Origin of the sequence: Undibacterium sp. 5I2 (assembly GCF_035019605.1) — a bacterium.
GTDB lineage: Bacteria > Pseudomonadota > Gammaproteobacteria > Burkholderiales > Burkholderiaceae_D > Undibacterium.
This window is the reverse complement of the sequence record NZ_JASJVS010000099.1, coordinates 1-7,054: the sequence shown is the minus strand read 5'-3', so window position 1 is coordinate 7,054 and position 7,054 is coordinate 1. Positions and strand designations below refer to the sequence as shown.

The 7,054-nt window shown below is 40.5% G+C and carries 8 protein-coding genes; all 8 read left to right on the top strand.

Annotation, left to right across the window (positions count from 1 at the left end; translation table 11 throughout):
- Positions 1 to 282: hypothetical protein (locus QN359_RS19105; protein ID WP_323493613.1), on the top strand; the 282-nt coding region annotated here is incomplete at its 5' end.
- A 27-nt stretch (positions 283 to 309) separates the two neighbouring features.
- The gene (locus QN359_RS19100; RefSeq protein WP_322247570.1) at positions 310 to 894 is read left to right on the top strand and encodes an acyltransferase; all 585 of its coding nucleotides are present in this window, start codon (positions 310 to 312) and stop codon (positions 892 to 894) included.
- Positions 895 to 911: 17 nt separating this feature from the next.
- On the top strand, positions 912 to 1,610 hold the full coding sequence (locus QN359_RS19095; protein ID WP_322247571.1) for an acyltransferase: 699 nt from the start codon (positions 912 to 914) through the stop codon (positions 1,608 to 1,610).
- 4 nt (positions 1,611 to 1,614) lie between these two features.
- A complete protein-coding gene (locus QN359_RS19090; RefSeq protein WP_323493612.1) occupies positions 1,615 to 2,562 on the top strand; it encodes an NAD(P)-dependent oxidoreductase in 948 nt (315 codons plus the stop codon).
- Positions 2,563 to 2,564: 2 nt separating this feature from the next.
- Positions 2,565 to 3,743, top strand: a complete 1,179-nt coding sequence (locus tag QN359_RS19085) for a glycosyltransferase (RefSeq protein ID WP_322247573.1) — start codon at positions 2,565 to 2,567, stop codon at positions 3,741 to 3,743.
- A complete protein-coding gene (locus QN359_RS19080; RefSeq protein ID WP_322247574.1) occupies positions 3,725 to 4,933 on the top strand; it encodes a hypothetical protein in 1,209 nt (402 codons plus the stop codon). The genes QN359_RS19085 and QN359_RS19080 overlap by 19 nt, the downstream gene beginning before the upstream one ends.
- On the top strand, positions 4,920 to 5,711 hold the full coding sequence (locus QN359_RS19075; protein ID WP_322247575.1) for a glycosyltransferase family 2 protein: 792 nt from the start codon (positions 4,920 to 4,922) through the stop codon (positions 5,709 to 5,711). The genes QN359_RS19080 and QN359_RS19075 overlap by 14 nt, the downstream gene beginning before the upstream one ends.
- Positions 5,708 to 6,841, top strand: a complete 1,134-nt coding sequence (locus tag QN359_RS19070; RefSeq protein WP_322247576.1) for a glycosyltransferase — start codon at positions 5,708 to 5,710, stop codon at positions 6,839 to 6,841. Before QN359_RS19075 ends, QN359_RS19070 begins: the two co-directional genes overlap by 4 nt.
- Positions 6,842 to 7,054: the final 213 nt, after the last annotated feature.

Genomic DNA, 7,054 nt, shown 5'->3' with positions numbered 1-7,054 from the left:
GGCCATTTATCTGCACCACTTGCGCTTGGAATTTGTATGGCGCTTTGGAGGATAGTCGAGGCAGTTGGAGGGGCTATTTCTGTATTTATGTTTGCAAGTAAAGCAAATCAAATAGTAATGTGGACTGGCGCAGTTACTGCCGTAATCTCCTTCAGCCTAAAAATATTTTTGATACCAAAATTTGGCTTTGTTGCGGTTCCTATAGTTTCCGCGTTCTGCTTCTCATGTTTTTCACTCGTTCCGTGTTTCCTCTACATAAAACGAAAGTTAAATTTTCAGTAAATTGGTTGATGCTTAGAAGGAAGTTTTATGAGAATTATTTTAGATTTTGCCAGAAAATTATTTTTAGCTTTCCACCAGCGAAAAATGCGTAATCACTGCGTGGCAGATATTACAACTATTTTTCACCGAACTAGTCGAGTAATTAGTAACGGTAGTATTTCTCCTTCAATTCTCGTTGGTAAAAATACGGTTGTCTGTGGTGAACTAATGGTTTACTGCGACGGTGGAAAAATATCTATTGGTGATTACTGCTTCATTGGACCAGATACACGCATCTGGTCCGGTGAAAATATTAGCATTGGGAACAGAGTACTCATTTCTCATGGAGTTAACATTTTCGATTCTCCATCACATAGCTCTAGCGCTTCCGAGCGACACCTGCATTTTAAAAAAGCAACGATCGAAAATATACCTTCTATTGGAAATGTTTCTGGTAGTGAAGTCGTAGTTGATGATGACGCTTGGATTGGTGCTGGGGCTTTTATAATGCGAGGCGTTCATATTGGTAAAGGCGCAATTGTGGCGGCAGGGGCAATTGTAACTAAAGACGTTCCCGCATATACCGTTGTTGGAGGGGTTAGCTCCATTCAAATCGGTATCGCAAGCGAATAACAAGAAGGACTATGTTGATGAGTTGGAAGCAAAAAGTACCGTTGATTTGTAGAATGAAAATCAATAAATTAAGAAAAATTAGAAAATTTTCAGATTTATTTGGACGTTATGCTGTCGGCGCAATGAGAGGATATGTTGCCTTTAGTGTTAGTTCAAATGAATGGTCACGAGTGGCTATTGGCAAAGACGTGCAAATTCACCGGGGTACTTTGCTTCATATAAATGGATTATCTAATGCTACGCAAATTAAAATAGATAGCCGAGTTTTTATTGGTCAAAATTGTTACTTTTCTGCCGGCAAGTTAATATCTCTAGGGCACGATAGTTTGATCGGAGCTTCCTGCAGATTTTTGGGAGCTGGTCACGTCTACTCTGACCCTCAGGTTCCTTATGCCAAGGCAAAAGTTGTTAGTTACGGAGAAATTGTATTAGAACCGAACTGTTGGGTTGGAACTGGTTCCACTTTAGTGGGTGATGTTCACATAGGGTTTGGTGCTGTTATTGCCGCTAGCAGTTTAGTTCGTGGGGTAGTGCCACCGCTGAGTTTAGTTGCTGGTTCACCATCTCAGATTCGAAAATTATTTAATTGGCATACTAAGGAATGGTGTTCGGTAAGCGACGATCCTATTATTTTAGAAAAATCATTGCAAGATCACATTAGTAACTTACCGTCTTTAGTGACGTTCATAAACTCACTTAAATTTAATGCCACTTAAATATATGGAATCTGGAAACTTAGTTTTAAACGAACGTCTTGCTGTAGTTACTGGTGCCGCTGGGTTTATTGGCCGTTATGTTTGTAGACGATTGTCGGAGCAAGGCTGGCAAGTTTTTGGACTTGGCCACGGAAATTGGACCGAGTCTGACTATTTAAAGTGGGGTATCGTTAAATGGAACGAAGGTGACGTTTCACTTGATAACCTAAAGTTATTGACAAATGGAATATCACCTGAAATTATTGTGCATTGCGCAGGCGGAGGTTCAGTTCAAGCATCTTATGAATTACCCTGCAAAGATTTTGAGCGCACAGTTTGTAGTACATCGATGGTATTGGAATTTGTAAGAAAATACTGCTCAAGTAATACTAGATTGGTTATGGCATCAAGTGCCGCAGTATATGGCGACCATGGTCCAGTTGACTTGTCAGAATCGTTTTCATTAAACCCTATTTCTCCATACGGTTTTCACAAAGTGGCAGCCGAAAAATTGTGTGAAATGTATAGCCAATTTTTTTCCACAAAAATAAGTATTGTCCGTTTATTTTCTGTCTACGGAGATGGTTTGCAAAAACAACTTTTATGGGACGCTTTGAATAAATTTGAGAAAGGGCAGACGCATTTTTTTGGCACTGGTGACGAGCTTCGTGATTGGATTCACGTTTCTGATGCCGCGGAACTTTTGTGTTCGGCAGCCATTGCAAAACAAGATATATATGAAATTTATAACGGTGGAAATGCTAAATCTACTACAAAAAAAGTTCTTCTTACTCTTGCAGAATTATCGAAATTAGAAGCACCTTTGCAATTCGATGGCATTGCGCATGAAGGAAACCCAAAACAATTGACTGCAAACTGTAAAAACGCGCGAGAAAAATTAAACTGGGTACCTCAAACAAATCTGACTGACGGCTTAATGCAGTACGTTAATTGGCACAAACAACGAAAGTGAAAATGAAATTAAAAGTTGCTATTGCATACACTTTCAACGACAAAGATTGGTTCGGTGGGAGGAACTATTTTGCCAGTTTGTTTGAGAGCTTACAATTACAAGACATAAGTAAAATTCAGTTCGTGTTTATTACCGGAAATAAGACTGAGACAACTTTACCTGAAGAGTTTCCGTTTCTGGAAGTAATCAGAACCAGTATTTTGGATCGGATGAACCCAGCTTGGCTGTTACGTCAGTTCACTCTTCGTGGTTTTGATTCAGATCCAATTTTGGCGCGATTTTTGCTCCAGAAGAAAATTGACTTACTTTCTCACTCCGGCTATTTAGGTAACAAGCCTGGGATCAAAACTTTACCTTGGCTGTTTGATTTTCAGTTTATGCATCTGCCAGAACACTGGACTGAATCACAACTTCGATGGGTGAAGCGACGTTACATGACTTCTTGCGAACAATGTGATGGGGTAATTGTCAGTAGCGCTGACGCCTTAAAAGATTTAATGGATTTTTATCCGAAATCGAAGGTAGATAAGCATGTATTAAGATTTGTATCGAACCCAATTGATTTTAGTAAAATAGTCTCGCTAGATCATTTGATGAATACTTATGATTTACCGGAAAAATATCTTTATCTCCCGAATCAATTTTGGACACATAAAAATCACAAAATTGTTATTGACGCTCTTGCCATATTAAAGAAGCAAGGTGTCAATGTCACGGTAGTATGCACAGGACAGACGAAAGACCTCAGAAGGCCAAATTATTTCAGTGAATTGATGCATGCCTGTGAAGAGGCTGGCGTTTCCACTAATTTTAAAGTGTTAGGAGTTATACCCTTTCAGCATGCTCAATCGATGATGGTGCATGCATTGGCAGTTTTGAACCCATCACGGTTTGAAGGTTGGAGCACGACTGTGGAAGAGGCTAAAACATTAAACAAACGATTACTTTTATCCGATTTAGCGGTTCATAAAGAGCAAGCGCCCACTTTTGGAAAATTTTTCTCTCCTGATAATGCTGATCAATTAGCACAGTTAATGGTAGAAATTTTTCAAGAAAAAGCGATTCCTTTAGACGAGAAATTGCTTGTACGAGATTACAAGAAACGTCAGCATGAATTTGCATTGACATACTTAAACATAATTAACCATACATTGGAATTAGATTGCACAAGAAAGGCGTAACTGATGTGATGAAAATAGATGCGCCAAATAAAATGGGGTACACGTTTTTTTTGGTTATGGCATTAATTTCATCTTCTCAAATGTCTAATCCGTATGCATTTTTGGTGACTTGTTTAGCGCTCGTTTGCTTAACATTTTTGCAAAAAGAGACATTGCCTAGAAGCTATTTTCTCTTCACTATACTTGTATTTGGAATTTCGCTTTTAGGCATGATTTTTGAACTCAATGCCGAGGTGGTCACGCGTATTTTAATGACATGCGCACTAATACCTTTAGTATTTTTAATAGATTTGCGAAAACATCCCCAAGCACTCGACTTTGCTACTAAGTTCATGGGGCTGTCACTTGCACTGGCTATCATCGGGTTTCTTTATGCCCTCGCTGGCGGTGCTGACCTATTTCGCCTGATTAACCCGGATGGCCGAGAGCTCTTGCTGTTTCTATCAACTTTTTCTAATTCAAATTTTCCTATTGGCGGCGGTCATATCATCCGTCCCAGTTTTATTTTTGATGAGCCCGGTGCATATACGTTTGCGATAGACACAATATTACTGATTAATTTAATGGTCTATCGGAAATTGCGGGGGATAGATTGGTTCTTGATAATTGGTGGTTTAATCACTTTTTCGATCGCACATATTTTAGTTTGTTGCTTGATTGTGTTTGCGGCACGTAAATCAAAACTCTTGTTTATTCCAGCTTGTGCAATCTCAGGCATTGATTATCTTTTGTACTTATCGAGCGGAGTTTCTCAAATAATCGATAGATTTACTGTGGTTGACGGGGCATTGGCTGGCGACAACAGAAGTAAGCTGTTTGAGCGTGCGTTCGATTTAGTTGTTGAACATCCGTATGGGATGGGAGGTATCTGCAACTGGGATATATCTTCATGTTTTGATATATACGGTGGATTCGGAGAAAATCCTGCTTTTCCAGCAGCTTATTACGGAATTATGGCCGCTTCAGCATATTATTTAATTTTTTTCATTATTGTATCGCTCATAGTTATTAGTGCCTTGAAGTTGAATAGATTTTGGATGTTGACATCACTTGCCATACTAGCGCTGATTGCGCAGCGCCCGTTTTTGTTCAATATTGGTTATAACTTGCAAATATTATTAATTTTTTCAATGCTATTGAAAACCATAACCTTAAAAAAAACACCTGTAGCTACAAATGACAAACATTAAACCAGTAATTACTATTGCCGTTCCTTCATTTAATCAGGGTCAGTTTATTGACGATGCGCTCGCATCAATATTTTCTCAAAATATTCCTGTTGAGGTATATGTTGCGGACGGCGGCTCTACGGATAACTCTGTGGAGGTGATTAAAAAGTGGGAACACAAATTGGCTGGCTGGCGCAGTGCACCAGATAATGGGCAAACTGCTGCAATTAATGAATGTATAGCGAAAGGAAGCGCCCCATATGTCGCATGGCTCAATAGCGACGATGTCTATCTTGAGGGTGGTTTGAATGCATTGCTAGCTGCATTTACCAGTGCTCCGGACTCTCCTGTTGTTTATGGACGGGTCTGGAATACAGATAAAAATTTAAAAAAGTTAGAACGTATTAAGACTGAGCCGTTCAGTAGAGTCAGATTGGCTTCTAGATGCATTATTTCCCAGCCTGGCACTTTGATGCGGAGGGATGCATGGGAACGAGTTGATGGAGCGGACGAGACACTGGGGATGTCGATGGATTACGATTTATGGTGGCGCCTGTCTGAGCGTATCGGCCCCTTTCGTTACATTGAGGTCGATGTTGCTATAAATCGAGATCACGAAGAAACTAAAACCAATACAAAACGGCATCAGCACTATAGCGAATCAATGGCCATAGTGAAAAAATACTATGGATCGGTTCCATTGAGATGGTGGGCTGCTTGGCCAATATCTGTTTGGTGGCGATCTTTAAAGGGGCATGTCTCGCGTAAGTACTTCGCTAAGACTGGGAAGCAGCTATGATGAAAATTGTCCATATAGGGAAGTATTATCGCCCGGATTCCGGCGGCATTGAAAGTGTCACCGAAAGCCTTGCATCTGGTTTTGTAAAGGCGGGGCACCAACTTACTGTCGTTTGCTTTGAAAAGACACCTGCAAAACTGAAGCAAGTGATTGATGGCGTCAATGTTGTTCGTGCGCCTATTTGGAGAACGATCGCGTCTCAGCCTATAGGCTTAAAATATCTTTGGAGGTGTATCTCCGAGGGACGCTCAGCGGATATTGTTCATATACATGTCCCGAATATGTTAGGCGCATTGGGTTCTCTTTTTTTAGGAAAAAAGCCAAAGTTGGTCGTTCATTGGCATAGCGATGTAATCGGAAAAGGGATACTCGGTTCGATTTTGCGACCCCTTGAAACGGCGTTATTAAAGAGAGCTGATTGTATTGTCGCTACATCACCGATTTATGCAGATGCCTCCCCGATTCTTAAGCGATTCTCCGAAAAAGTAAATATCATTCCAATCGGAATAGCAGATACAAGTGGAACCGGAAGCTTACTATCTGGCAGCACATTTCTGTCGGATGATTTGAACGAAAAATTAACAGGAAAGAAACTTGTTTTAGCAGTGGGGCGGCTGGTCCCATATAAAGGGTTTGAGGTCCTGATTAAAGCAGCGGAAAAGCTTAGCGATGACTCGGCTGTTGTAATCGTTGGAAGCGGTGAGTTGTATCAATCGTTGGAAAAACTTATTTCAGATCTTAAGTTAAACGGAAAAGTATTTTTGACCGGTCGCCTGGAAGACAATGCACTCGCTGAACTGTATCGAAGGGCTGATCTGTTTTGTCTACCTTCAATTGAGCGCTCCGAAGCCTTTGGGGTAGTGTTGCTGGAGGCGATGGCTTACAGTCTGCCAATTGTAGCGTCCAACATACCGGGGTCGGGAGTGCCGTGGGTAAATCAGCACGAGGTGAGCGGCTTAAATGTGCCTGTTGGTGATGAAATAAAGCTTGCTGAGGCATGCAATAGAATTCTGTGGTCAAAAATTGATTCGGAAAAATTCTCCACTGGTGCTCGGACTAGGTTTCTCAGTGAATTTACCGAAGATATTTCAGTGACTTTAATGTTGAATTTATATAAGAATATCCTGTAAGCAAATTTTTTGAATATACCGTGAGGCGTTTGTCTTGTCGATAGCTTGTAATCGTCGTTTTCATATGTCCTAATCCGATAGTAACTTAACTTAAAATCAGAGTATTTTTCAGTGATACAAACTAGTCCTGTACATCCAAAATATCGAGCCGATGTTGATGGCCTGCGTGCAATTGCAGTCTTATCAGTAGTTGGTTTTCATGCGTTTCCTGAA

Bases quoted from the DNA above. Each gene is read 5' to 3' on its own strand.
- QN359_RS19100 (WP_322247570.1), top strand. From the start codon at position 310: ATGAGAATTATTTTAGATTTTGCCAGAAAATTATTTTTAGCTTTCCAC.
- QN359_RS19095 (WP_322247571.1), top strand. From the start codon at position 912: ATGAGTTGGAAGCAAAAAGTACCGTTGATTTGTAGAATGAAAATCAAT.
- QN359_RS19090 (WP_323493612.1), top strand. From the start codon at position 1,615: ATGGAATCTGGAAACTTAGTTTTAAACGAACGTCTTGCTGTAGTTACT.
- QN359_RS19085 (WP_322247573.1), top strand. From the start codon at position 2,565: ATGAAATTAAAAGTTGCTATTGCATACACTTTCAACGACAAAGATTGG.
- QN359_RS19075 (WP_322247575.1), top strand. From the start codon at position 4,920: ATGACAAACATTAAACCAGTAATTACTATTGCCGTTCCTTCATTTAAT.
- QN359_RS19070 (WP_322247576.1), top strand. From the start codon at position 5,708: ATGATGAAAATTGTCCATATAGGGAAGTATTATCGCCCGGATTCCGGC.